We start from the raw sequence: 23,362 nt of genomic DNA, 5'->3' as shown, positions 1-23,362 counted from the left end.
CACGGCTCGTCAGGGCCGACTCAGCGCGGCCAGACGCCGGAGCTGCCGCGCCGGTGGCTGCCGAGCAGGTGCGTGTCCACGACGCCGATCGCCTCCATGAGGGCGAACATCGTCGTCGGCCCGACGAAGGTGAACCCCTTCCGGCGCAGCTCCTTCGCCAGGGCTGTCGACTCGGGGGAGCGGGTGGGCACGTCCGCGGCGGTGGCCGGCTCGGGCGTGCGCTCGGGCCGGAAGGACCAGACCAGCTCCGCCAGGCCGCCCTCGGCCCGCAGCGCGCGGGTGGCCCGGGCGTTGGTGATGGTGGCCCGGATCTTCGCGACATTGCGGACGATGCCGGGATCGGCCAGCAGCCGGTCGACGTCGTCCTCGCCGTAGGTTGCGACGACGTCGGGGGCGAAGTTCGCGAACGCCGCCCGGAAGGCGTCCCGCTTGCGCAGGATCGTCGCCCAGGACAGGCCGGACTGGAAGGCCTCCAGGCTGAGGCGCTCGTACACCCCGCGCTCGTCGGTGACCGGCATGCCCCACTCGGTGTCGTAGTAGTGGCGCAGCAGCGGGTCCACCGCGGCCCAGGCGGGCCGGGCGAGGCCGTCCTCGCCGACGACGACGCCGGCCGACGGTGCCGCGCCGGCCGCTGGCGTCGTGGCGCCGGGTGCGGGGGAGGCGGCATCCGACGCCGTTCCGGGACGGGCATCGGTGCGTCGCTGGGCGGACGGGGTCATCGACGGGTCTCCGTGGTGAGGTCTCGGTGGTTGCTCGTGGGGGCTGGCGGGGGAGCGGCGGGTCACGCCGACGACGTCGCCGCCGACGGCGACCCGACGCCGGCACCGGAGAACGACCGGATCGCCGGCCCCGGCCGGTCGTGCAGCGCCGCCTCGACCTGCCGCAGCAGGGCCCGCAACGGAGCCGGCGCGGACGCGAGCGGGGCGGCCGACGCCAGCGCGGCCGCCAGGACGGCCTTGCGCCCGGACGCCACCCCCGGGAAGCGCCGCAGCTGCGCCTCCAGCGGCCGCTCCCGCCAGTACGGCTGCTGCCGGAACTGGGCGAAGCACTCCGCCAGCCCGAGGTCGTCCAGGACCGCCAGCACCCGGTCGGTTCCGAGGGCGCGGATCAGCTCGTCCTCCAGGTCGTTGCGGCAGACGTGGAACCCGTAGGCCGCCATCCCCGCGCCGGTGATCCCCGGGCAGTACGGCGCCAGCGCTCGTAGGAAGTAGCCCGTCTCGCGGGCGTCGCACAGCCCGAGCACCCGGTGCGCCCGCCCGAGCCGCACCAGCGCGTCGACGTGCCGGCGCACGTTGGCCGCCCCGCCCATGCCCACGAGGTCGACGGCGCCCGCGCGGTCGGCCAGCGGGCTCGCCGCGATCAGCGCGGTCAGCGCCGCGACGTCGCTCTGCCCCTCGAGCAGCACCACGACCGGGCGCGATGGTCCGTGCACCGGGCAAGCGTCGCACTCCGGGTGACGTCCGCGCACCGGTAAAGCAGTCCGGCGGGCCCAACCACGGTTCACCCGCTCGGCGGTCGCCGTCGTCCCGCCGCAGCGGCATCCCGTACCGGTGGCCGATGGCAACCTCCCAGGAGGGACCGACAGCGGCATCCCGAACCGGTGGCCGATGGCGACCTCCCAGGAGTGACCGACAGCGACCTCGCGGCAGTGGCCGACGGCGACCTCCCGGGACCGCGCGACGCTCCGGACCGACCACGTCCGACTAGACAGAACTACGTACTGCCGTAGTACCGTTCCGGGATGAGCCAGGACGAACCAGACCCCGACCTCGGCGCCCGCGTCGAGGCCCTGACCGCCCGGGTCGCCGCGCTCGAGGAGCGCCTCGCGACGCCGCCGCAGCACCCGGTGCCCGCGACGGACGGGGACGCCTTCTGGGCGCTCGACGAGCTCCGGGCCCGGCTCGCCGACCACCCCTCGACCACCGACGGCGCCGTCATGCTCGTCGGCGCCGTCACGCTGCCGACCGGGGAGCCCGTCTCCTGGCAGCAGGGCGCAGGGACCGCGGGCCTGTTCGAGGTCGAGTGGGACGGCCGGGCCCAGGCCCTCGCCGCGCTCGGCCACCCGGTGCGGCTGGAGCTGCTGCGCCAGGTCCTCGGCGGCGTCCGCACCACCGGCGACCTCGCCGCGCTGGAGTCCCTCGGCACCACCGGCCAGCTGCACCACCACCTGCGCCAGCTCCTCGCCGCCGGGTGGCTGCGGCAGAGCGCCCGCGGCAGCTACGAGGTCCCGGTGGGCCGCGTCGTGCCGCTGCTGGCCTGCGTCGTGGCGGCGGAGCGATGACCGCCCTGACCCGGGCGGTGCGGCGCCTGTACCGGGTCCGCACGCCCGTGCTCGCCGTCGCCGTCCTGCTGGTCCTGCTGCCGACGGCGGCCCGGGCCGTGCTCCCCGACGGCCCGGTCCACTCCGCGCTCGCCCCGGCCCCTCTGGTCGGGGCCGCCCTGCTCGCGCTCGTGCTGCTGCTCGGCGTCGTCGGCCGGCCCGCCCCGCCCGAGGGGGCCACCACCGTCACCACCCCGGTGCGCGGCCGCTGGCTCGCGCTGAACAGCCCCGCCACCCGGGTGCCCAGCCACGGCGTGCGGGCCTACGGCCAGGCGTACGCGATCGACCTCGTGCACGAGCCGGCCGACGGCGCCCGGCCGGCGTTCGGCGCCGGGCGGGCGATGCCGGCCGCCCGGGACTACCCGGCGTTCGGGCAGCCGGTCCTGGCGATGACCGACGGCGTCGTGGTCGCGGCCTCGGACCGGCAGCGGGACCACCGCGCCCGCGCCTCCTGGCCGAGCCTGCTGTACATGATGGCCGAGGGGGCGGTGCGCGAGCTCGGCGGCCCGCGGTTCGTCGTCGGCAACCACGTCGTGGTCCGCTCCGCCGACGGGACCTACGCGCTGCTCGCGCACCTGCGGCGCGGCTCGCTCCGGGTCCGACCCGGCCAGCAGGTCCGAGCCGGCCAGGAGCTTGCCGAGTGCGGAAACTCGGGCAACACCAGCGAGCCGCACGTGCACGCCCAGCTGATGGACCGGGCCTCGCTGTGGACCGCGCAGGGGCTGCCCCTCGCCTTCCGCGACGTCCTGATCGACGGCGACGACCGGCCCCGCGACGGCGTGCCGGCCAACGGCGAGCACCTGGTCGCCGTCGGGCCGGCGGACCCCGCATCGCCCGAGCCAGGACCACCCGTTCCCGGAGCGCCGGTCCAAGGACCATCTGCGCTCGGGAGACCGGGCCGGGATCACGGGGGCGAGCAGCTGTGACCGAGTGGGTGCTGGGCATCCTGGCCGCCGTCGCCGACCTGCTCCCGTTCGGAGGCGACCGCCGCCGCCGCGGCAGCCGCCCGGACGACGACCGCCGCGACGACGACGACCGGGCCCGGGACCGGGACGGGTAGGCGAGGCCGGGGCGCCATGGCACGATCTCACCCGTGGCCAGCAGAGAAGTCGCGGCGCAGCGGCTGCAGGACCTCGTGCGGCTGCGCCGCGTCCGGGACCGGATCGACCGCGAGTACGCCTTGCCGCTCGACGTCGAGGCGCTCGCCCGCGGCGTGCACATGTCCGCCGGGCACCTCAGCCGCGAGTTCCGGCGCGCCTACGGCGAGTCGCCCTACTCCTACCTGATGACCCGGCGCATCGAGCGGGCGATGGCGCTGCTGCGCCGCGGCGACCTCAGCGTCACCGAGGTCTGCTTCGCCGTCGGCTACGGCTCGCTGGGCACCTTCAGCACCCGCTTCACCGAGCTGGTCGGGGTCTCGCCCAGCACCTACCGGCGCCAGGCGGCCGGCGCGGCGGCGGCGGTCGCGGCGGCGGGTGTCGCGGCGGGAATCGCGACCGCGGGGATCTCGCCGTGCCTCGCGAAGCGGGTCACCAGACCGGTCAGGAATCGAGAAGCCCCGGCATCACGACCGTCGCTAGCGTGACCGGCATGGACATCAACATTCACGCCAGCTTCCTTCCGCACACCGACCCCGAGGCCTCGCTGGGCTTCTACCGCGACGCCCTCGGATTCGAAGTCCGCAAGGACGTCGGGTACGGGGACATGCGCTGGATCACTGTCGGCCCGCCCGGCCGAGCGGACACGAACCTCGTCCTCTACCCGCCGACCGCCGACCCGGGCATCACCGAGGAGGAGGGGCGGGTCATCACCGAGATGATGGCCAAGGGCACCTTCGCCAGCATGATGCTCGCCACCCCCGACGTCGACGCCGCCTTCGAGGCGATCCAGGCCACCGGCGCCGAGGTGATGCAGGAGCCGACCGACCAGGACTGGGGCATGCGCGACTGCGCCTTCCGCGACCCGGCGGGCAACACCGTCCGGATCCAGCAGATGCCGTGAGCCCCGCGGAGCTCACGGCCGACAGGTGAGCCGGCACGCGGCGGGGCGACTGGACGACAGGAAGAGAACAGGCACCAATGGCTACGAACACCGAGGCGGCGCCCGCGACGGGGCACGTCGCCGACGGCCACGACCGCATCCGGGTGCAGGGCGCCCGCGAGAACAACCTCAAGGACGTCAGCGTCGAGCTGCCGAAGCGCCGGCTGACGGTGTTCACCGGCGTCTCCGGCTCGGGCAAGAGCTCGCTGGTGTTCGCCACCATCGCCGCGGAGTCCCGGCGGATGATCAACGAGACCTACAGCGCGTTCGTGCAGGGCTTCATGCCCACCATGGCCCGACCCGACGTCGACGTGCTCGACGGGCTGACCACGGCGATCATCGTCGACCAGGAGCGGATGGGTGCGAACCCGCGCTCCACCGTCGGCACCGCCACGGACGCCAACGCGCTCCTGCGCATCCTGTTCAGCCGGCTCGGGCAGCCGCACATCGGCTCGCCCCAGGCCTTCTCCTTCAACGTCGCCTCGATCAGCGGGGCCGGCGCGGTCACCTTCGACAAGGGCGGGCGGACCGTCAAGGAGCGCCGCGACTTCTCCATCACCGGCGGCATGTGCCCGCGCTGCGAGGGCCTGGGCCGGGTGACCGACTTCGACCTGGCCGAGCTCTACGACGACAGCAAGTCCCTCAACGAGGGGCCGTTCACCGTCCCGGGCTACAGCGCCGACGGCTGGTACGGCCGCATCTACGCCGGATCCGGCTTCTTCGACCCGGACAAGCCGATCCGGGAGTTCACCCGCCGCGAGCTGGACGACCTGCTCTACAAGGAGCCGACCAAGATCAAGGTCGACGGCATCAACCTGACCTACGAGGGCCTGATCCCCAAGCTGCAGAAGTCGATGCTGGCCAAGGACCGCGAGGCGATGCAGCCGCACGTCCGGGCGTTCGTGGACCGGGCGGTCACCTTCACCACCTGCCCGGAGTGCGAGGGCACCCGGCTGACCGAGGCGGCCCGGTCCGCCAAGATCAAGGGGATCAGCATCGCCGACGCCTGCGCGATGCAGATCAACGACCTGGCCGCCTGGGTCCGGGAGCTCGACGAGCCGTCGGTGGCGCCGCTGGTGAGCACCCTGGGGGAGACCCTCGACTCCTTCGTCGAGATCGGCCTCGGCTACCTCAGCCTGGACCGGCCAGCCGGGACGCTGTCCGGGGGAGAGGCCCAGCGCACCAAGATGGTCCGCCACCTGGGGTCCGCCCTCACCGACGTCACCTACGTCTTCGACGAGCCGACCATCGGCCTGCACCCGCACGACATCCAGCGGATGAACGACCTGCTGCTGCGGCTGCGGGACAAGGGCAACACAGTCCTCGTCGTCGAGCACAAGCCGGAGACGATCGCGATCGCCGACCACGTCGTCGACCTCGGCCCCGGCGCGGGCACGGCCGGCGGGACGGTGTGCTTCGAGGGCACGGTGGACGGGCTGCGGGGGAGCGCCACCCTCACCGGCCGCCACCTGGGCGACCGGGTGCGCCTGAAGGAGTCGGTCCGCCGGCCCACCGGCGCGCTGGAGATCCGCGGGGCGCGGCAGAACAACCTGCGCGACGTCGACGTCGACGTCCCGACCGGGGTGCTCACCGTCGTCACCGGGGTGGCCGGCTCGGGCAAGAGCTCGCTGATCCACGGCAACCTCGCCCGGCGGGACGGGGTGGTCGTCGTCGACCAGAGCGCCATCAAGGGCTCCCGCCGGTCCAACCCGGCCACCTACACCGGCCTGCTCGACCCGATCCGCAAGGCCTTCGCCAAGGCTAACGGGGTCAAGCCGGCCCTGTTCAGCGCCAACTCCGAGGGCGCCTGCCCCACCTGCAACGGCACCGGGGTGGTCTACACCGAGCTCGGCGTGATGGAGACCGTCGCGACCACCTGCGAGCTGTGCGAGGGGCGGCGGTTCCAGGCCGCGGTGCTGGAGTACACCCTCGGCGGGCGCGACATCAGCGAGGTGCTCGCGATGTCGGTGGCCGAGGCCGAGGAGTTCTTCGGCGCCGGCGCCGCGCGCACGCCGGCCGCGCACACGGTCCTCGCCCGGCTCGCCGACGTCGGGCTGGGCTACCTCGCCCTCGGCCAGCCGCTCACCACCCTCTCCGGCGGGGAGCGGCAGCGGCTGAAGCTGGCCACCCACATGGGCGGCAAGGGCGGGGTCTACATCCTGGACGAGCCGACCACCGGGCTGCACCTGGCCGACGTCGAGCAGCTGCTCGGGCTGCTCGACCGGCTCGTCGACGCCGGCCGGTCGGTGATCGTCGTCGAGCACCACCAGGCGGTCATGGCGCACGCCGACTGGCTCATCGACCTCGGTCCCGGTGCCGGTCACGACGGCGGCCGGGTCGTCTTCGCCGGCACCCCCGCCGACCTCGTCGCCACCCGCGCCACCCTCACCGGCCAGCACCTGGCCGACTACGTCCGGGCCTGACCGCGGCACACTGACACGACTCGCTATAGACTGCCCTATAGGAGGTCGCCATGTCGGGCATCGATTCCCCTAGCGTCGAGCAGGTGCGTCGGCTGCGTCACCGTCAGGCGGTCGATCGGCTCGACGAGCTGCGCCACCTGCGGCAGCTCTCGGCGACGATGACCCAGACCGCGCTGGCCAAGGCGCTGGCCATCAGCCAGCCGTCGATCAACAGCGCGCTCAAGCGCGCTGCGACGGTGCCCGACGTGCCGGCCGGCTTCTCCGGCGCCAGCCCGTACGAGATCGCCGAGCGCTACGCCGCCGGCCTTATCGACCGTGATCAACTGATCGACGAGCTGGGCCGCTTCCCGTACGCCCGCACGCCGACCACCGACGGGTACGACTGGCTCACCGATGAGGTTCCGAACACGACCGGTGACATCGGGGATGCTCTCGACGACGGACTGATCGACGAGGACACGTACGTGGCCATCCAGCACCGGATCAGCGAGCACCGGCAGTCTGCTTCTTCGTGACCGAGGATGATGCAGACCCGCGAGGACGATGTAGCCCCGACGGCCGCCCACCGCGAGACCGTCCGGACATTCTCGCGGGCAGGTGGCCCGCTCGACCCGACTGGCCCTAATGCAACAACAGCAAACCCGCAGTGGTTCTTCGACAGCGACGTCCGTCGGCGTACGCCAGAGCGGCGGTCGCTCCACCGCCGTCTGCTGGACGAGACGCGCGCTGAGCATCCGGCCGCGCGCCGCGAACGGCGTGCCGTCGTTCTCGCCGGCCCGCCCGGGGCGGGAAAGTCGGTGGTGCTGCGCGATGTCCTCGGGGTTGATGCGTCCGGGTGGATCGCCATAGATGCCGATGAGTTCAAGAAGAAGCTCTTGCGCGAGGCTCTGGCGGACGGGTCGTACGACGCCTTCCTGAAGCCCGAGGCGATCAAGAACCGTGAAGCGGCGGGCGAGCCGTTCTACCCGCTCGAGCTTGCCTCTCTCGTGCACGAGGAGTCGTCCTACCTTGCCAAGCAGATGCAGCGCGAGATGTTGGCCGAAGGCGTCAACGTGGTAATCGACTCCGTGCTGTCGAAGCCAGACCGCGCCGTCGAGCTCGGGCAGCGCCTGGAGGCCGCCGGTTACACCATCGAGGTGGTCGACGTCGAGGTTCCTTTCGAGCTTTCCGCCCAGCGCATCGTCCAGCGTTGGCGCGAGTCGTACGAGAACGCTGTCGCCACCGGCGAAGGTCTCGGTGGGCGTTGGGTGCCGAGCGTCTACGTGCGCGAGGTCTTCAACCCGGAGACCGGCCGGGCATGCTCACAGGAGTCGGCGCAGCGCCTGGCCCAGCAGTGCGACGCCGTGATCCGATACCGCCGTTTCTGGACCTCTCATGCCGAGGCTGTGCGAATCGTCGAGGCCGATCTCGCGCGCGCCGTCCAGGGCGGCCCGCTCGTCGTGAACCGGGACCCGCTGTGATGACCGGAGCCACTCCTAGCACCATCCGATAATGCACATTATGTCATTCCACGAGGTGCGTCCGCCGCCGATGTCCCCGCGGCGACGTCCCCCGCCGCGGCGCACAACCTCCGTGTGGGAACCTCGGCGTCATGATCGTCCTCTACCTGCACGCACGGGTACTTCCCGGCCGGCGCGAGGACCTCGAGCGCTTCCTGGAGGAGGCTCGACCGGTGTACGAGGAGCCGGCGGGTGTCGCGCTGCGGTTGCAGTGGTCGCTCGCCGACCCAGACGTGTTCGCGGAGATCATGGAGTACCGCGACCTCGAGGTCTACGAGCGGGACCAGGAACGCGTAGAGACCGACCCGCGCATGCGGGCGCTGCTCGAGCGCTGGCACGGGCTGCTCGCAGCGGGCCCCCGGGTCGAGGTGTTCGAAGACGTGGCCGAGGGGCTCTCGTCTCTCGCTCCGGCCATGACCGCGGCCGAGACCTCCGTATCACCGCAGCTGGCGCGCGCCGCGCAGGCCACGGAGAACGCCTGGCGGGAGATCGAGCACGAGTTCGGGCTGCTCACCAGCAGCGAGGCGGCCGAGCGCATGGGTTACAGCGGCAACCGCACCTGGGCCTCGGCACAGCGACGGGCCGGCAGGCTTCTCGGCGTCCGCCGCGGCGGTGCGTACCGCTACCCCGGCTTCCAGCTCGACCCGGAGGTCGCCCCGTTCGTGTCCGAGCTCGTCGCGGTGGCTCGGGAGCACGACTGGAGCGACGAGTCCGTCGTGCTCTGGCTCTGCTCCCCCTCGGCACGGATGCCCGGGGACCGCCGGCCGGTGGATCTCCTCCGCGACGACCCGCGACTCGTGCTCGACGCCGCTGTCTCCGCGATGTCGCCGCAGTGGTGAGCCCGGTCCCCACGTCGGCGGCCGGGTTCGAGGTGACGGTCCCGGCGCCGCCGGAGCCGTTCGACCCCGTCGTCGAGGTGCTGCCCGCCGGGTCACGCCTGTACCGGACGTTCAGCACCGCCCCTGGTCGGCACGTCACTACGTTCAATCCCGGGTTCGGCGGGCCGCAGCGGTTCTCGTTCTTCCGCAATCCGCCCGTGCCGGTGCTCTACGCCGCCCAGTCCGAGGTAGCTGCAGTGTGCGAATCGTTGCTGCACGACGTCCCGCTCACCGGCGGCCGACTGCTCCCCGAGGACTACGAGCGCTCCGTCGCCGGGGCGCTGGAGACCGTCCACGAGCTGCGTCTGGCGGCCTTCCATAGTCTCGGCCTGCGCCGCCTCGGCGTGGACGCCCCGCAGCTGACCGCCTCCCCCGCACGCACCTACCGCGAGACGGTGCGGTGGGGCGCGGCCGCGCACGCCGCCGGGCTGGACGGGGCGGTGTGGATGTCTGCCCGGTGCAACACCGACCGGGCCTACATCCTGTTCGGCGACCGGGTCCCCAGCGGCGACCTGCGCGTGGTGACGGACTACGGCCGCGTCTTCGCCATCGGTCCCGACCGGGACTGGCTCGTGGACCTGTGCGCGTTCGTCAATGTCGACATGCTGACCCGCACACCGTGACCGGGAGCTCTCACAGATGTGCCCCACGATGCGGTCGCTGTCATCTCGGCCGCGGCGCCGACGCTATGGTGGTGCGGTGCACTCGCTACTTCGACTTGCTGAGCGCCGCTGGCTGGACCTGGGACGGGTCCACACCGGGTGCTGTTTGCCCTGAGGCGCAGCCCCCAGCGGCTCACTCGTCAACGCAAGAGCACCTAATTTCTGGGCTCAGTGTCGCGCACCTGGCGGCAATCCACTGGTTCCGCTGATGTCGAGCTGCTCAATCGCCTGTGCGTCCGCCACCGGATTCGAGTCCCTCGGCTGACGTCTGGATGGCCTTTTATCACCGCCATGTTCAGAAGGGCACTCAGCGATCCCAGCCGCGCGGGACAGGCCCGACGCCTAACCGTTCATCACCTACTCGCAGCCGACATCGGCGCGCAACAACTTCACGGAAGGTTCACATCTATGGCATCGCGCACCACGCCGTTAGCGGCGGCCAGGACTCGGCTGGGCTTCCCGCACGTCTACGTCATCATCACCGCCCTTACTAAGGAGAACGTAAGTAAGTCGACTCCGGTCCGTTATGCGGTGATGTAGCGGAGATCTGGATCGGCGAAGAACCCGCGTACCAGGTGCGGTAGTTTCTGGAGGCGGTGGAGCGCGGCGATGACGTTGCTCTTGAACTCCTCGGCGGTGCGTGGGGCGGTGCGCCCGACGCGGTCGTGCTTGACGTTCTTCCAGACCCACTCGTCGGGGTTGAGCTGTGGTGAGTAGGCGGGCAGGATGAACACCTTCAGCCGGCCGTCGGTGGAGGCGATGAACTCCTTGACCTTCTTGGCCTTGTGGGTGGAGTGACCGTCGACGACCAGGTACACCCCGCCGCCGCCGTCGCGGCCGGTGTCGGCGAGCAGCTTCTTGCAGAAGCTGATGAACTGGTCGGCGGTGAAGGAGCCGGTGTAGGTGGCGAACCGCAGCTTTCCGGCGGGGGTGAGCGCGGAGATCATGTTCAGGGAGTGCCGGGCCCCGGTGGCCTTGACCACCGGGGTGCGCCCGACCGGGGCCCAGGTGGTCCCGGCGTGGTAGTCCGAGCGGATGCCGGCCTCGTCCGCGAAGTACACCGTCGCGCCCTCGGCCTTGGCCGCCGCCCGGATCGCGGGGAACTCCTCCGCCTTCCACCGCTCCACCGCCTCGGGGTCGGCCTGCCAGGCCCGCCACAGCGGGCGCTGGGGCGACAGGCCGAGCTTCCTGAGCAACCGGCCCACGGACACCTCCGACAGGTGCACCCCGAACTCGCGCCGGATCACCTCACGCACCATCGCCCGGGTCCACAGCTCGAAGTCGAACTGGAGCTGGCGCGGGTTGGTCCCGACGATCAGTGTGTAAAGCCGGCGCAGCTGGCTTCCGTCCAGCTTTGGTGGCCGACCCGGGACCGGTTTGGCCTTCAACGCATCCCGGCCACCCTCACGCGCTCTGGCCAACCACCCGTACACCGTTTTCGCGTGCATCCCCAGCATCTTCGCGACATCTTCCGGGTGGGCCCCGGCCTCTACCGCGTCCACCGCGCGGAACCGCATCTGCTCCAAGGTGGCGTGGTCCAGCTTCCGGCCGTCGTTGTCGCGCATAGAACCATTATGGCAGAAAAGGCCGCCGGAGTCGACCTACTTACGACCGCCTTAGTATCGGCGTTGCGGCCTTGCTGACCTACGCGGTCCCCGGCGGGCGCTACGAGCGTGTTGCGGGCCCGGGCGGCCGTGAGCTGGTCGACCCCGACAGCTTCCAGTCCGTGGCCTCAACGCCCACGACGCTGCTCCAGCTCGTCACCGCCATCCCGCGCGGGGTGATCGACGCCAGCCAGATCGTCTTCTTCGTCCTGGTCGTCGGGGGGATGTTCGCCGTCATCCGGCGCACCGGCGTGGTCGACCTAGCCCTGGGAGCCGCTGCCCGGCGCTTCGCCGACCGGGGCATCCTCGTCATCCCCGCCCTCATGCTGCTCTTCTCCCTGATCGCGAGCCTGATCGGGGTGCCTGAGCTGTCGCTGGTCTACATCCCCGCGATCATGCCGCTCATCCTGGCGCTGGGCTTCGACCGCGTCACCGCCGTCGCCACTGCCTTGGTCGGCACGGGCGCCGGCTTCGCCGCGGGGTTCCTCAATCCGATCAACACTGGCCTGGGTCAGCAGATTGCCGGCCTGCCGCCCTTCTCCGGTCTCAGCTTCCGCGTAGTGGTCTACCTTGCCCTGATCTCCGCCGGTATCGCGTGGACGATGGCCTACGCCGCCCGGGTGCGCAGCGATCCTGCCCGTTCTTTCGTTGCGGACGTCCCGGTCGAGGACCCCGAGCTTGCGCCTGTGACGGGCCACGGCGAGCGGATGAGCCACCGTCAGCGGCTCGCGGCCCTGGCGATGCTGCCGTTCGTCGGCGTGCTGGTGTGGGGTCTGACCACGCAGGGGTGGCTCTTTGTGGAGATGGCCGGGTTGTTCCTTGTCATGGCGGTCGTCGTCGGTCTTGTCGCCGGGCTGAGCACACGGCAGATCGCCGAGGGCTTCGACGCCGGTGCCCGTGACGTGCTGGGCGGTGCGCTGATCGTCGGCTTCGCCCGTGCGGTAGCCCTCGTCCTGGAGGACGGGCAGATCCTGGACACGATCGTCAACGGTCTGGGCACCGCGGTCGACGCGGTCCCACCGGTGCTGACCGCGATCGCGATGCTCATCCTGCAGGCGCTGTTCAACCTCATCGTCCCCTCCGGGTCGGGTCAGGCAGTCGTCACGCTGCCGATCCTCGCCCCGCTGTCCGACCTGGTCGGTGTCACGCGTCAGACGACGGTGCTGGCCTACCAGCTCGGCGACGGCATGACGAACCTGATCTACCCCACCTCGGGCTACTTCATGGCGGCGATCGCCGTTGGTCGTGTTCCCTGGCAGCGGTGGGTTCGCTTCTACCTGCCGCTGCTGGGCATCTGGCTCACCATCTCCATCGTCGCGCTGATCATCGCCCAGGCCATCGGCTGGAACTGACCAATCGCCCGGGAACGGTCCTTTCCCATAGGCCTCATCGCGGTGGAGCGGTGGACCCGGCTGGCGACGTCGTCCCACCCGCAAACCGAGCGCCCCGCACGACCATGCCCGTCGACGTATAGGTTCGCCGGCATGGTGAGGTGACCGTGCCGGCAGGGCCCTCCCGACCGGCAGCCCGGTCGTTCCGGGCCGGCAACGTGACCGCAGACACGTGCACGGGCCACTCCCCCATCGTCATCTTCCACCCCGACGCTCCAAGGAGTTTCATGCTCTCGACCGCGCGTGCCGTCATCGACCTCGATGTCCCCGGACCCACGATCAGCCGGCACCTGTACGGCCACTTCGCCGAGCACCTGGGCCGGTGCATCTACGGCGGGTTCTGGGTCGGTGAGGACTCCGACATCCCGAACGAGGGCGGCATCCGCCTCGACGTCGTCGAGGCCCTCCGGGCCCTGGACGTCCCGAACCTGCGCTGGCCCGGCGGCTGCTTCGCGGATGAGTACCACTGGCGCGACGGCGTCGGCCCGCGGCAGGACCGGCCGCGGATGGTCAACACCCACTGGGGCGACGTGGTGGAGGACAACGCCTTCGGCACGCACGAGTTCATGCACCTGTGCGAGCTGCTCGGTGCCGAGCCGTACGTCAACGGCAACGTCGGCTCGGGCACCGTGCGCGAGATGAGCGAGTGGGTGGAGTACCTCACCCGGGACGGTGACTCCCCGATGGCCGCGCTGCGCCGGGAGAACGGCCGCGCCGAGCCCTGGAAGGTGAAGTTCTGGGGCATCGGCAACGAGGCGTGGGGCTGCGGGGGCAACATGCGCGCCGAGGCCTACGCCGACCTCGCCCGCCAGTACGCCACGTTCTGCCGCGACCACGGCGAGAACAGGCTCTACCGCATCGCGGCCGGCGCCTCCGACGATGACTACGCCTGGACCGAGACCCTGATGAAGGCGATCAGCTGCCTGGGCTGGACCCGCGAACCGCGGGGGTTCTTCCAGGGCATCTCCTTCCACTACTACACCGTCCCCGGCCCCTGGCACGACAAGGGCAGCGCCCTGGACTTCGGCACCGAGGACTACTACGCCACCATGGTCCAGGCCCGCCGCGTGGAGGAGATCATCCGCGGGCACGCCGCCGTCATGGACGTCTACGACCCCGGCCGGACGGTCGGGCTCGTCCTGGACGAGTGGGGCACCTGGTGGAACGTCGAGCCGGGCACCAACCCCGGGTTCCTGTACCAGCAGAACACCCTGCGCGACGCCCTCGTCGCCGCCGTGCACTTCGACGCCTTCCACCGCCACGCCGACCGCCTGGTCATGGCGAACATCGCCCAGACCGTCAACGTGCTCCAGGCCATGATCCTCACCGACCCCGGCACCGGCGCCCTCGTGCTCACCCCGACCTACCACGTCTTCGCGATGAACACCGGCCACCACGACGCCGCGGCCCTGGACGTCCACCTCACCGCCACCCCCACCAAGGCGGTGGGCGAGGGCGAGCTCGAGCGGGTCTCGGCGTCCGCCTCGGTCAAGGGCGACACCGCGCTGGTCTCCCTGACCAACCTGGACGCCGACGGCCCCGCGACCGTCGTGCTGGACCTGCGGGGCCGGGCGGTGACCGGCACCCGCGGGCGGATCCTCACCGCCGACACCCTGCAGGCGGCCAACACCCCCCAGGCGAGCGCCGCCGTCGCCGTCCACGACTTCCACGGGGTGAGGACGACCGACCAGGCCTTCGGGCACGGCCTCCAGGTCGACATCCCGGCCCACTCCTACGTCACCCTCGAGCTCAACCTCGCCTGACAGCGACTCGGCAGCCCGCCTGACGGTGCCTCGGCAGTCGTCGCCACCGTCAGGACGACGTGGGCGCAGGCGGCGGCGCGGCGCCGCGGGGAGTCGCTGCAATCCTCGCCCAGCTGGTCGCCTCCGTAGGTCTCGCACGTAGTCCAGCATCGTGTGACCGGCATTACAGACGCTCTGGTACGCTCCGCCCGTGCTCGCGACAGTGGTGCTCCTGGTGGGGCGGATCCACGTCGACCTGCTGCACGTCTGCAGCGCGGCCTGTCCGGCCCGCTGACTCCCCGCCCCTGACCGCGCACCACCTCCGCTTCACCCCTCCCCTCTCGGCAGCCCCCGCCCGGCAGCCTCCCGTTCGGCAGCCCCCTGCCGCTCGGTACCCCTCCCTGCCCGGGCAGCCCCTGCCGGTGCGCCCGTGGCCCCGAGACTCGGAGTCACACCCATGAAGACCCTCGTCCTGCTCGCCCTCGTCGGCCTGGCCGCTCAGCTCGTTGACGGCAGCCTCGGCATGGCCTACGGCGTCACGTCGACCACCCTGCTGCTCGCCATCGGCACCAACCCGGCGGCCGCGTCCGCGACCGTCCACCTCGCGGAGATCGGGACGACGCTCGCGTCCGGTCTCTCGCACTGGAAGTTCGGCAACGTCGACTGGTGGGTGGTCGCGAAGATCGGCCTGCCCGGCGCCGTCGGCGCCTTCGCCGGCGCGACGTTCCTCGCCAGCCTGTCCACCGAGGTCGCCGCCCCGGTGATGTCGCTGATCCTGGTGACCCTCGGCGCCTACATCCTCGTGCGCTTCACCCTCCGCGGCGTCGACCGGCGCCACCTGGGCAAGCGGGTGCGCGCACGCTTCCTCGGCCCGCTGGGGCTGGTCGCGGGCTTCGTCGACGCGACCGGCGGCGGCGGCTGGGGTCCGGTGGGCACGCCCGCCATCCTGGCCAGCGGCCGGATGGAGCCGCGCAAGGTGATCGGCTCGATCGACACCTCCGAGTTCGTCGTGGCGCTGGCCGCCAGCCTCGGGTTCCTGGTCGCGCTCGGGTCCCAGGGCGTGAACTTCGCCTGGGTCGCCGTCCTGCTGGTCGGCGGCCTGATCGCGGCGCCCATCGCGGCCTGGCTCGTCCGGCACATCCCGCCGCGGATGCTCGGCTCGTTGGTCGGCGGCATCATCGTCCTGACCAACACCCGAACGCTGCTCAGGAGCGACTGGGTCGACGCCCCCGACGGGACCCGCTTCACGGTCTACGCGGTCATTTACGCGCTCTGGGCCGCCGCGGTCGTGTGGTCCTTCCTCGAGTTCCGCAAGGACCGGGCGCTCGAGTCGGCCGACGCCATCGCCGCCGAGGCCCGGCGCACGGTGGCCGTGGAGCAGAGCGTCGCGCAGGACGCCACACCGGACCAGCACCGCCGCGAGGGTCGACCGAGCGAGCCGCGCGACTCGTAGACACCACCTGCTCCCATCGCTCGCAGGCTCGCGGCGGGGCCGGCAAACGCCGGATCGAGATCCCGGCGCACTCGTACGTGACGCCCGAGCTGGGCCCCGTACGTGACGCTCGAGCTCGACCTCGCCCGACGGCGCCCGCCCGGCCTGAGCTGCTCACCGACCGCCCCGCCGGCCCAACCGGCGGGGCGGTGGTACGGGTCGACAGTACTTCCGTACCTCCGAGGCGATCTCGGCATGAGCGCAACCCTGCATGCCGAGATGGTCGACCCTCCGTACATCAGCATCGAGGTCGACCCTCCGTACATCAGCATCGAGGTCGACCCTCCGTACATCAGCATCGAGGTCGACCCTCCGTACATCAGCATCGAGGTCGACCCTCCGTACATCAGCATCGAGGTCGACCCTCCGTACGTCAGCATCGAGGTGGACGATCCGGTCGACCGTGTCGACTTCTGGTCCACGACCTGGCCTGACTCCTGGCCCAGGTATAGTGTCCCCGATGATGCGCATGGGCTCTTTACAGAGGAGTGGCGTGCGCGTTCACCCGTATCCCGAGAACGACGAACCCAGCCGCAATGACGCTCACCGCCACCTATGCTCTCCCTCTCGGCACGAGACCCGCAGGTTCTGACAGGGCGGCGGTTCATGCAACGTGGGCCATCCGGAACATCTCGGGCTGAGGTAACGCCGTTGAGTTCGCAGCAAGGAAATGACGTCACGATAGCCTCCGTGCGGGTGAAGACGCACTGGTTCAACGGCTGGTTTCTTCGGCTCTTCTCCCGACCGTACCTGGTCATCGATGGAGAGGAGCTTGCGACGCGCTGGGGAAAGACGCTGGACGTTCCGTTGTCCGACGGTCCGGTGCGCATCTGCGCCGGTGTCCGGTACTTCCGCAGGGATCCGCTCCTGGGGTGTAGGCCCGAGACACTCAACGTCGACGAGCTCTCCAGCGCCGCCGACCATGACAGCGGGTCATCGCACCGCCCGCAGATAGTCTTCCGCAACGGCTTCTGGAACCACAGCCCGTTCCGCGTCGTGCGATAGGAGTGTGTTTCACAGATCGAAACCCACGGGTCCCTCGATCGTCCACGGACGGGTGCGCCTAGGCCGTCCGTCTCGCTGCCGGTCAGCCGCGCGTTCGCTCCGGCGCGACCTACCTCGCCTCCCGAATGGTGAGTACGTGACGCACTCATGCCGGCACCCGGCACGAACGTTCAAGACCGCGCGTGCCGGCGGCGGGTACAACCGAGGGCGGCAGCCGAGCGGGATCACGGAGAGGGTGACGTAGGTGGAACTGTCCCGCGTGGGATTCATCGGGCTCGGCGTCATGGGCCGGCCGATGGCGCTGCGCCTCGTCCGGGCGGGCGCCCCGGTGACGGTGTGGAACCGGACCGCCGCGAAGTGCGACGAGCTCGTCGCCGCCGGCGCCCGGGCCGCCGCCGACCCCGCCGGGGTGTTCGCCGCGTCGGACGCCGTCGTGCTCATGCTGGCCGACGAGAGGGCGGTGGACGAGGTGCTCGCCCGCGGCACCGCCGACTTCCCACGGCTGGTGGCCGGGCGGTCGGTGGTGCAGATGGGCACGGTCGCACCCGGCTACTCCCAGGCGCTCGAGGCCGACGTGACCGCGGCGGGCGGACGCTACGTCGAGGCCCCGGTCTCGGGCTCGCGCGGGCCGGCCGAGTCGGGCGACCTGGTCGCGATGGTCGCCGGGGCCGACGTCAACCCGGTGCTACCGCTGCTGGCGCCCATGTCCCGGGAGGTCTTCGACTGCGGCGCGGTCCCCCAGGCGCTGCTGACCAAGCTGGCGGTCAACCACTTCCTCATCACCATGGTGACCGGGCTGGCCGAGGCGTTCGCCTTCGCCGAGCGGTACGGCCTGGACGCCGCCCTGCTCGCACGGATCCTCGACGCCGGCCCGATGGCCTCGCGCGTCTCCCGGGCCAAGGCCAGCAAGATCGTCGCGGCGGACTTCACGGTGGAGGCGTCCGTCGCGGACGTCGCCAAGAACGCCAGGCTGGTCGTGCGGGCGGCCCGGGACCGTGGCGCCGACTTTCCGCTGGTCAGCACCTGCCTGCGGCTGTACGAGGACGCGCTGCGGCGCGGTCGCGGCGGCCTGGACATGGCCGCCGTCGTCGACGCGGTCCGCGGACCTCGCTGACGTGGTGAGCGCCATGGACCTCACCGCCGTCCAGCCGTACCTGTCGCTGACCGCGGTCGCGCTCGTCGTCATGGGCAGTCCCGGGCCGGCCACGCTCGCCGTGATGGCCAGCGGCATCGCGTTCGGCGTCCGCCCGTCGCTGCCCTACCTCGTCGGCAGCACGGTGGGCACCATCGCGGTCCTCGCCGTGGTCGGGGCCGGCCTGGCCACCGTGGTCCTGGCCCAACCCGTCCTCGCGCCGGTCTTCCTCGTCGTCGCCGTCGGCTACCTCCTCTACCTCGCCGTGAAGGTCGCGACCGCCGCCCCGGGCGCCGCCGGCAGCGGGCCCGTCCGGCCGCCCAGCTGGGCCAGCGGGGTCGGCCTAGCCGTCACGAACCCCAAGGCGTACGCCGGCCTGGGGACCGTGCTGGCCAGCTCCGAGCTCCCGCTGCCGGACCCGGCCCTCGAGGCCGCCGTCCAGGTCGGCGTCCTGTCGGTCTTGGTCGTCGTGATCCACGTCGTCTGGCTGCTCGGCGCCGCCGCCTTCGGCACGCTGCTGCGCCGGCCGCGGACCGCGCGCGTGGTCAACGTGGTCATGGCCCTCGCGCTGGTGGCCTCCACGCTCCCGGCGATCCTCTCCCTGCTCCGATGACCCGGCCCCTGCTCTCATGACCCGGCCCGACCCCGACCAGCCGGTCCGCGGCGCCCCTGGCGAGTTGGGCCGCCCGGCCGACCCCGGCGACATGGGCCGTCCCGTCGCCGACCACCCCGGCCGTGCCGGCTTTCCCGGCCCGCCCGGCCCTCCCGGCCGCGCCGCCCGGAGGCAACCGCCCACATGCCCTGCCGGCGCCGCTGTACCGTCCGGGACCATGACCAGCCCGCGCGGGCAGCTCCCCGCGCCCGAACCTCCGCCCGGGCGTCCGTGGCAGGCCCGGCTGCGCTACGGGAGCGGCGCGGGCGGCGTCGAGCGGCTCGAGGCCGAGCTCGTGGGCAGCGCCTTCGCCCCGCACAGCCACGACACCTATGCCATCGGCGTCACCCTCGCCGGCGTCCAGACGTTCTCCTACCGCAACGACCAGCGGGTGTGCCTGCCCGGCGAGGCGCACATCCTGCACCCCGACGTGCCGCACGACGGGCGGCCCGGGACCGACGCCGGGTTCCGGTACCGGATCATCTACCTCTCCCCCGTGCTCGTCCAGGAGGCGCTCGGCGGCCAGCCGCTGCCGTTTGTCGCCGACCCCGTCGTCACCGCTGCTCGGCTCCCGGTGTCCCTGGTCCAGTGGGTCCGCCGGATGGACGAACCGCTGTCGGAGATCGAGGTCGTCGAGCTCACGGTCACGGCCACCGACCTCCTGCGGGCCCTTGCGGGACCACGGACGGTCCGTCGGCAGCCCATTCCGCTGGCCCGGCTCCTCAGGGTCCGCGACCTCATCGCCGACGACCCGACGGTGCACCATTCCGCCGCGACGCTCGAGGCAGTCGCCGGGCTGGACCGGTGGTCCGTCGCCCGGTACTTCAGGGCGGCGTTCGGCACCAGCCCGACCCGGTTCCGCACGATGCGCCAGCTCGACCTGGCCCGGGCGGCGATCACCGCCGGGGCCACCCTGGCCGAGGCGGCCGCCCGCGCCGGCTTCGCCGACCAGAGCCACTTCACCCGGATGTTCGCCCGGACCTACGGGCTCCCCCCGGGACGGTGGGCGGCGGCAACACGCCGACACCACTGATGGTGTTGCTATGACACCATTGGTGGTGTCATGATGACGCCATGGATCTCACCCGGTACGTCGACGACCTCCAGAACCGCCTGGCCACGGCGGCGGGCGCCGGGGGCGAGGAGGCCCGACAGCTCGCCGAGCGGCTGACGGCGCCGCTGGACGCCGCGGTCCGGCTGGTCCTGCTCGAGGCGCTCTCCGACGCGGCCGGCGAGATCTCCGCCGAGCTCGCCCCCGGCTCGGTCGACGTGCGCCTGCGCGGCGGCGACCCAGAGCTCGTCGTCACGCCACCCGCCGCCGTCGCCGGACCAGCGGAGCCCGCCGCGTCCACACCGCCGGCCGGGACCGGGCCCGCCGCCCACACCGGTACCGCCGGGCACACCGGTCCCGCCCCGCTGCCCGGCCTGCCCGGGCCGGACGCCGACGCCGGCGCCACCTCCCGCACCACCCTGCGCCTGCCCGACCACCTCAAGGCTCAGGTCGAGCTGGCGGCGGCCCGGGACGGCATCTCGGTCAACTCCTGGCTCGTCCGCGCGGTCGCCGCCGCGCTCGAGCGGTCCGCCGGCCCGGCCGCGGCCCGCCGGGCCGACCCGCAGGCCGGGGGCACCACCCGGCTCACCGGCTGGGTGCGCTGACCGGCGCACCCCGTTCGCGGCAGCCGCGAGACCTGCCGCCCGCACGACTCCCGCACCGACCCCGCACCACCGCTCACCCGATCCCTGGAGACCTCATGCCCACCTTCCCGGCCCCCGCCCCCGTCCCGGTCCTCGTGGACGTGCCCTTCGGCAACCTGCACGTCGTCGCCGGAGAACGTGACGACGTCGTCGTCACCGTCCTGCCCGCCGACCCGGCGAAGTCGGGCTCCGTCCGCGCCGCCGAGGAGACGCGCGTCGGCCGCGACGGCGACGCCGTGACCATCACCTACCCCTCCTCCTGGAAGCAGTACGTCCTGCCCTTCGCCGCCGGCGGGGCGATCGTCACCATCGAGCTGCCCGCTGGCTCCGACCTCAGCGGCAAGGCCGGCTCGCTGCTCGCCGAGGGCCGGCTGGGCGCCGTCGACCTCACCCTCAACGGCGGCGAGGCCCGCATCGACGACGCCGACCGCCTCGACCTCACCGTCTCGGCCGGATCCGTCGTCGTCGGCCGCGCCACCGGACCGACGAAGATCAAGGCGAGCGCCGGCTCCGTGCGCATCACCACCTTGGCCGGCGACGGCACGGTCCGCGCCGCGAACGGGACCACCACCGTCGGGGCCGTCACCGGGTCCCTGGACGTGTCCGGCGCCCACGCGGACGTCGTCGTGGGCCGGCTGCGCGGCACCCTCACCGCCAAGGCCGCCTCGGGCAGCATCCGCGTGGAGCGCATCGAGTCCGGCACGGCCGCGCTCACCACCTCCTACGGCTGGATCGAGGTCGGCGTGCCCGAGGGCACCGCCGCCTGGCTCGACGTCAGCTCCCAGCACGGCAGCGTCCGCAACCAGCTCACCCCCACCGAGGGGCCGGTCGAGGACGAGGCCACCGCCGAGATCCGCGCCAGCACCGGCTACGGCGACGTCGTCGTCCGCCGCCCCTGACCGACGCAGCGGCCGGGGCCGCTGACCGGGCCCGGCGGAGCAAGGCACCAACGACCCGGCCGTGATCCGGCCGGGTGGAACCACAACCCCCGCCCGGGCCGTGACCGGGCCCGGCGGAACCACACACCACCGATCGGGCCGCGATGCCGTGCGCCCGGAGGAACGGAGAACCAGAGATGTCAGATGACCAGGCCCGCGCGCCGGAGATCCGGGTGCGGGGCATCGAGAAGTCCTTCAACGACCTACCGGTGCTGCGGGGGGTCGACCTCGACGTGGCGCCGGGCAGCATCATCGCGCTGCTCGGCTCGAACGGTGCGGGCAAGACCACCCTCGTGCGGAGCCTGTCCACCCTGCTGAAGGCCGACGCCGGCACCGCCACGGTCCACGGCCTCGACGTCGCCGCGCAGCCCGGCGCGGTGCGCGAGGTGATCAGCCTGACCGGCCAGTTCGCCGCCGTCGACGGCGTCCTCACCGGCCGGGAGAACCTCGTCCTCGTCGCCCGGCTCCGGCACCAGGACGACCCCGAGGCGGTCGCCGAGGAGCTGCTCGCCCGCTTCTCGCTCACCGAGGCGGGGAACCGGAAGGCGTCGACGTACTCGGGCGGCATGCGACGCCGGCTCGACATCGCGATGAGCCTGATCGGCGACCCGCCGGTCATCTTCCTCGACGAACCCACCACCGGGCTGGACCCGCAGGCCCGGATCGAGGTGTGGCAGACGGTCAAGGAGCTCGCCCGGGGCGGCACGACCGTGCTGCTGACGACGCAGTACCTCGACGAGGCCGAGCAGCTCGCCGACCGCATCGCCATCCTGCACCAGGGCACGATCATCCAGGACGGCACCCTCGCCGAGCTCAAGCAGCTCCTCCCACCCGCCACCGTCGAGTACGTCGAAAAGCAGCCGTCGCTCGAGGACGTCTTCCTCGCCCTCGTCGGTGACCGGGGCGAGACCGGCGCCGGCGACGGCGAGACCACCGCTGCCGGCACCGCCCAGACCGGCACCGCCCGGACCCCCGCCGACGGCGGGACCACCGGCACCCGCCCAGCAGGAAAGGACCCCCGATGACCAGCCACGTCCTCGGCGACACCGGTGTCCTCACCGGTCGCTCGCTGCGCCACATCCTCCGCAGCCCGGACACGATCATCACCACCGCGGTCACCCCGGTCGCGCTGATGCTGCTGTTCGTGTACGTGCTCGGCGGCGCGATCCACACCGGGACGGGGGAGCCGTACGTCAGCTACCTGCTCCCCGGCATCCTGCTCATCACGATCGCGTCCGGCATCGCCTACACCGCCTACCGGCTGTTCCTTGACATGCAGGGCGGCATCTTCGAGCGCTTCCAGTCCATGCCGATCGCCCGGTCGAGCGTGCTCTGGGCGCACGTGCTCACCTCCCTGGTGGCGAACCTCGCCTCGATCACGATCGTCGTCGGCGTCGCGCTGGTCATGGGGTTCCGCACCGGCGCGTCCGTGGCCGCCTGGCTCGCGGTCGCCGCCATCCTGGTCCTGTTCACCCTCGCACTGACCTGGATCGCCGTGGTCGCCGGGCTCTCGGCGAAGACCGTCGACGGCGCGAGCGCGTTCAGCTACCCGCTGATCTTCCTGCCGTTCGTCAGCTCGGCGTTCGTGCCCACCGGCACGATGCCCGGCCCGGTCGCCTGGTTCGCGGAGCACCAGCCGGTGACGTCGGTCGTGAACACCGTCCGGGCCCTGTTCGCCGAGCAGCCCGTGGGCAGCGAGATCTGGGCCGCGCTCGGCTGGCTCGTCGGCATCCTCGTCGTCGCCTACGCCGTCTCGGTCGCGATCTACCGGCGCAGGATCAGCTGACCGCCGGCCGCCCGCGAGATCGGCCCGGCCCGAGCTCGACGAGGGCCAGGCCGCCGCCTGATGCCGTCCGCTCGCCGTCCGGGCGTGCGGGCGGCATCGCCGT

At 72.2% G+C, this 23,362-nt stretch carries 25 protein-coding genes; 22 read left to right on the top strand and 3 right to left on the bottom strand.

The features are described 5' to 3' along the window. Positions 1–20: 20 nt before the first annotated feature. Both MF406_RS09045 and MF406_RS09040 read right to left on the bottom strand, forming a co-directional pair. Complete coding sequence (locus MF406_RS09045) at positions 21–719, bottom strand: DNA-3-methyladenine glycosylase I (RefSeq protein WP_242892113.1); 699 nt, start codon at positions 717–719, stop codon at positions 21–23. Positions 720–781: 62 nt separating this feature from the next. Beyond that, positions 782–1,432: an ATP-dependent endonuclease gene (locus MF406_RS09040; RefSeq protein WP_242892112.1), complete on the bottom strand. Its 651-nt coding sequence runs from the start codon at positions 1,430–1,432 to the stop codon at positions 782–784. 309 nt (positions 1,433–1,741) lie between these two features. Here MF406_RS09040 and MF406_RS09035 point away from each other — a divergent pair, with 309 nt between their 5' ends. The 10 genes from MF406_RS09035 (at position 1,742) to MF406_RS08990 (ending at position 9,783) form a co-directional block, all read left to right on the top strand. Next, positions 1,742–2,281, top strand: coding sequence for a helix-turn-helix transcriptional regulator (locus MF406_RS09035; RefSeq protein ID WP_242892110.1), 540 nt, complete (start codon positions 1,742–1,744; stop codon positions 2,279–2,281). Next, positions 2,278–3,246, top strand: coding sequence for a M23 family metallopeptidase (locus MF406_RS09030; protein ID WP_242892109.1), 969 nt, complete (start codon positions 2,278–2,280; stop codon positions 3,244–3,246). Before MF406_RS09035 ends, MF406_RS09030 begins: the two co-directional genes overlap by 4 nt. Further along, a complete protein-coding gene (locus tag MF406_RS09025; protein WP_242892106.1) occupies positions 3,243–3,380 on the top strand; it encodes a hypothetical protein in 138 nt (45 codons plus the stop codon). Before MF406_RS09030 ends, MF406_RS09025 begins: the two co-directional genes overlap by 4 nt. Positions 3,381–3,413: 33 nt before the next feature. Beyond that, a complete protein-coding gene (locus MF406_RS09020) occupies positions 3,414–3,905 on the top strand; it encodes a helix-turn-helix transcriptional regulator (protein ID WP_242892103.1) in 492 nt (163 codons plus the stop codon). A 5-nt stretch (positions 3,906–3,910) separates the two neighbouring features. Further along, complete coding sequence (locus tag MF406_RS09015; protein ID WP_242892101.1) at positions 3,911–4,321, top strand: VOC family protein; 411 nt, start codon at positions 3,911–3,913, stop codon at positions 4,319–4,321. Positions 4,322–4,398: 77 nt separating this feature from the next. Then, a complete protein-coding gene (locus MF406_RS09010) occupies positions 4,399–6,783 on the top strand; it encodes an excinuclease ABC subunit UvrA (RefSeq protein ID WP_242892099.1) in 2,385 nt (794 codons plus the stop codon). A 50-nt stretch (positions 6,784–6,833) separates the two neighbouring features. Then, positions 6,834–7,298 carry a hypothetical protein gene (locus MF406_RS09005; RefSeq protein WP_242892098.1) on the top strand — a complete coding sequence of 155 codons (465 nt, stop codon included), beginning with the start codon at positions 6,834–6,836 and terminating at the stop codon, positions 7,296–7,298. Positions 7,299–7,304: 6 nt separating this feature from the next. After that, on the top strand, positions 7,305–8,243 hold the full coding sequence (locus MF406_RS09000; protein ID WP_242892096.1) for a zeta toxin family protein: 939 nt from the start codon (positions 7,305–7,307) through the stop codon (positions 8,241–8,243). A 131-nt stretch (positions 8,244–8,374) separates the two neighbouring features. Beyond that, positions 8,375–9,121 carry a putative quinol monooxygenase gene (locus MF406_RS08995; RefSeq protein WP_242892094.1) on the top strand — a complete coding sequence of 249 codons (747 nt, stop codon included), beginning with the start codon at positions 8,375–8,377 and terminating at the stop codon, positions 9,119–9,121. After that, complete coding sequence (locus MF406_RS08990) at positions 9,118–9,783, top strand: RES family NAD+ phosphorylase (RefSeq protein ID WP_242892092.1); 666 nt, start codon at positions 9,118–9,120, stop codon at positions 9,781–9,783. Before MF406_RS08995 ends, MF406_RS08990 begins: the two co-directional genes overlap by 4 nt. A gap of 563 nt (positions 9,784–10,346) precedes the next feature. Here MF406_RS08990 and MF406_RS08985 read toward each other — a convergent pair. Beyond that, positions 10,347–11,387: an IS630 family transposase gene (locus tag MF406_RS08985; protein ID WP_242892089.1), complete on the bottom strand. Its 1,041-nt coding sequence runs from the start codon at positions 11,385–11,387 to the stop codon at positions 10,347–10,349. 71 nt (positions 11,388–11,458) lie between these two features. Between MF406_RS08985 and MF406_RS08980 the strand changes: the two genes are divergently transcribed. From MF406_RS08980 to MF406_RS08925, 12 genes are all read left to right on the top strand, one after another. Then, a complete protein-coding gene (locus MF406_RS08980) occupies positions 11,459–12,778 on the top strand; it encodes a YfcC family protein (protein WP_242892087.1) in 1,320 nt (439 codons plus the stop codon). 266 nt (positions 12,779–13,044) lie between these two features. Next, positions 13,045–14,580 carry an alpha-N-arabinofuranosidase gene (locus tag MF406_RS08975; protein WP_242892084.1) on the top strand — a complete coding sequence of 512 codons (1,536 nt, stop codon included), beginning with the start codon at positions 13,045–13,047 and terminating at the stop codon, positions 14,578–14,580. 436 nt (positions 14,581–15,016) lie between these two features. Then, entirely contained in the window at positions 15,017–16,012 is a 996-nt protein-coding gene (locus tag MF406_RS08970) for a sulfite exporter TauE/SafE family protein (RefSeq protein WP_242892081.1), read from the top strand. A 234-nt stretch (positions 16,013–16,246) separates the two neighbouring features. After that, entirely contained in the window at positions 16,247–16,591 is a 345-nt protein-coding gene (locus MF406_RS08965) for a hypothetical protein (RefSeq protein WP_242892074.1), read from the top strand. 156 nt (positions 16,592–16,747) lie between these two features. Continuing rightward, a complete protein-coding gene (locus MF406_RS08960; protein WP_242892072.1) occupies positions 16,748–17,056 on the top strand; it encodes a hypothetical protein in 309 nt (102 codons plus the stop codon). A gap of 244 nt (positions 17,057–17,300) precedes the next feature. Continuing rightward, the gene (locus MF406_RS08955) at positions 17,301–18,170 is read left to right on the top strand and encodes an NAD(P)-dependent oxidoreductase (RefSeq protein ID WP_242892069.1); all 870 of its coding nucleotides are present in this window, start codon (positions 17,301–17,303) and stop codon (positions 18,168–18,170) included. A 13-nt stretch (positions 18,171–18,183) separates the two neighbouring features. Continuing rightward, on the top strand, positions 18,184–18,801 hold the full coding sequence (locus MF406_RS08950) for a LysE family translocator (protein WP_242897745.1): 618 nt from the start codon (positions 18,184–18,186) through the stop codon (positions 18,799–18,801). Between the two features lie 217 nt (positions 18,802–19,018). Then, a complete protein-coding gene (locus MF406_RS08945; protein WP_242892067.1) occupies positions 19,019–19,873 on the top strand; it encodes an AraC family transcriptional regulator in 855 nt (284 codons plus the stop codon). A gap of 41 nt (positions 19,874–19,914) precedes the next feature. Next, positions 19,915–20,496 carry a toxin-antitoxin system HicB family antitoxin gene (locus MF406_RS08940; protein ID WP_242892065.1) on the top strand — a complete coding sequence of 194 codons (582 nt, stop codon included), beginning with the start codon at positions 19,915–19,917 and terminating at the stop codon, positions 20,494–20,496. Between the two features lie 95 nt (positions 20,497–20,591). Next, positions 20,592–21,434, top strand: coding sequence for a DUF4097 family beta strand repeat-containing protein (locus tag MF406_RS08935; RefSeq protein ID WP_242892063.1), 843 nt, complete (start codon positions 20,592–20,594; stop codon positions 21,432–21,434). Positions 21,435–21,610: 176 nt separating this feature from the next. Continuing rightward, complete coding sequence (locus MF406_RS08930; RefSeq protein ID WP_242892061.1) at positions 21,611–22,498, top strand: ABC transporter ATP-binding protein; 888 nt, start codon at positions 21,611–21,613, stop codon at positions 22,496–22,498. After that, positions 22,495–23,259, top strand: a complete 765-nt coding sequence (locus MF406_RS08925) for an ABC transporter permease (protein ID WP_242892059.1) — start codon at positions 22,495–22,497, stop codon at positions 23,257–23,259. The genes MF406_RS08930 and MF406_RS08925 overlap by 4 nt, the downstream gene beginning before the upstream one ends. Positions 23,260–23,362 lie beyond the last annotated feature (103 nt).

Origin of the sequence: Georgenia sp. TF02-10, assembly GCF_022759505.1 — a bacterium.
In the GTDB taxonomy this organism is placed as follows: Bacteria; Actinomycetota; Actinomycetes; order Actinomycetales; family Actinomycetaceae; genus TF02-10.
This window is presented reverse-complemented; position numbering and strand designations above follow the sequence as displayed.

What these genes read in the sequence shown, in the direction of transcription:
- MF406_RS09045 (WP_242892113.1), bottom strand. Translation starts at nt 719, where the DNA reads ATGACCCCGTCCGCCCAGCGACGCACCGATGCCCGTCCCGGAACGGCG.
- MF406_RS09035 (WP_242892110.1), top strand. Translation starts at nt 1,742, where the DNA reads ATGAGCCAGGACGAACCAGACCCCGACCTCGGCGCCCGCGTCGAGGCC.
- MF406_RS09030 (WP_242892109.1), top strand. Translation starts at nt 2,278, where the DNA reads ATGACCGCCCTGACCCGGGCGGTGCGGCGCCTGTACCGGGTCCGCACG.
- MF406_RS09015 (WP_242892101.1), top strand. Translation starts at nt 3,911, where the DNA reads ATGGACATCAACATTCACGCCAGCTTCCTTCCGCACACCGACCCCGAG.
- MF406_RS09010 (WP_242892099.1), top strand. Translation starts at nt 4,399, where the DNA reads ATGGCTACGAACACCGAGGCGGCGCCCGCGACGGGGCACGTCGCCGAC.
- MF406_RS09005 (WP_242892098.1), top strand. Translation starts at nt 6,834, where the DNA reads ATGTCGGGCATCGATTCCCCTAGCGTCGAGCAGGTGCGTCGGCTGCGT.
- MF406_RS09000 (WP_242892096.1), top strand. Translation starts at nt 7,305, where the DNA reads ATGATGCAGACCCGCGAGGACGATGTAGCCCCGACGGCCGCCCACCGC.
- MF406_RS08995 (WP_242892094.1), top strand. Translation starts at nt 8,375, where the DNA reads ATGATCGTCCTCTACCTGCACGCACGGGTACTTCCCGGCCGGCGCGAG.
- MF406_RS08985 (WP_242892089.1), bottom strand. Translation starts at nt 11,387, where the DNA reads ATGCGCGACAACGACGGCCGGAAGCTGGACCACGCCACCTTGGAGCAG.
- MF406_RS08975 (WP_242892084.1), top strand. Translation starts at nt 13,045, where the DNA reads ATGCTCTCGACCGCGCGTGCCGTCATCGACCTCGATGTCCCCGGACCC.
- MF406_RS08970 (WP_242892081.1), top strand. Translation starts at nt 15,017, where the DNA reads ATGAAGACCCTCGTCCTGCTCGCCCTCGTCGGCCTGGCCGCTCAGCTC.
- MF406_RS08965 (WP_242892074.1), top strand. Translation starts at nt 16,247, where the DNA reads ATGAGCGCAACCCTGCATGCCGAGATGGTCGACCCTCCGTACATCAGC.
- MF406_RS08950 (WP_242897745.1), top strand. Translation starts at nt 18,184, where the DNA reads ATGGACCTCACCGCCGTCCAGCCGTACCTGTCGCTGACCGCGGTCGCG.
- MF406_RS08945 (WP_242892067.1), top strand. Translation starts at nt 19,019, where the DNA reads ATGACCAGCCCGCGCGGGCAGCTCCCCGCGCCCGAACCTCCGCCCGGG.
- MF406_RS08940 (WP_242892065.1), top strand. Translation starts at nt 19,915, where the DNA reads ATGGATCTCACCCGGTACGTCGACGACCTCCAGAACCGCCTGGCCACG.
- MF406_RS08935 (WP_242892063.1), top strand. Translation starts at nt 20,592, where the DNA reads ATGCCCACCTTCCCGGCCCCCGCCCCCGTCCCGGTCCTCGTGGACGTG.
- MF406_RS08930 (WP_242892061.1), top strand. Translation starts at nt 21,611, where the DNA reads ATGTCAGATGACCAGGCCCGCGCGCCGGAGATCCGGGTGCGGGGCATC.
- MF406_RS08925 (WP_242892059.1), top strand. Translation starts at nt 22,495, where the DNA reads ATGACCAGCCACGTCCTCGGCGACACCGGTGTCCTCACCGGTCGCTCG.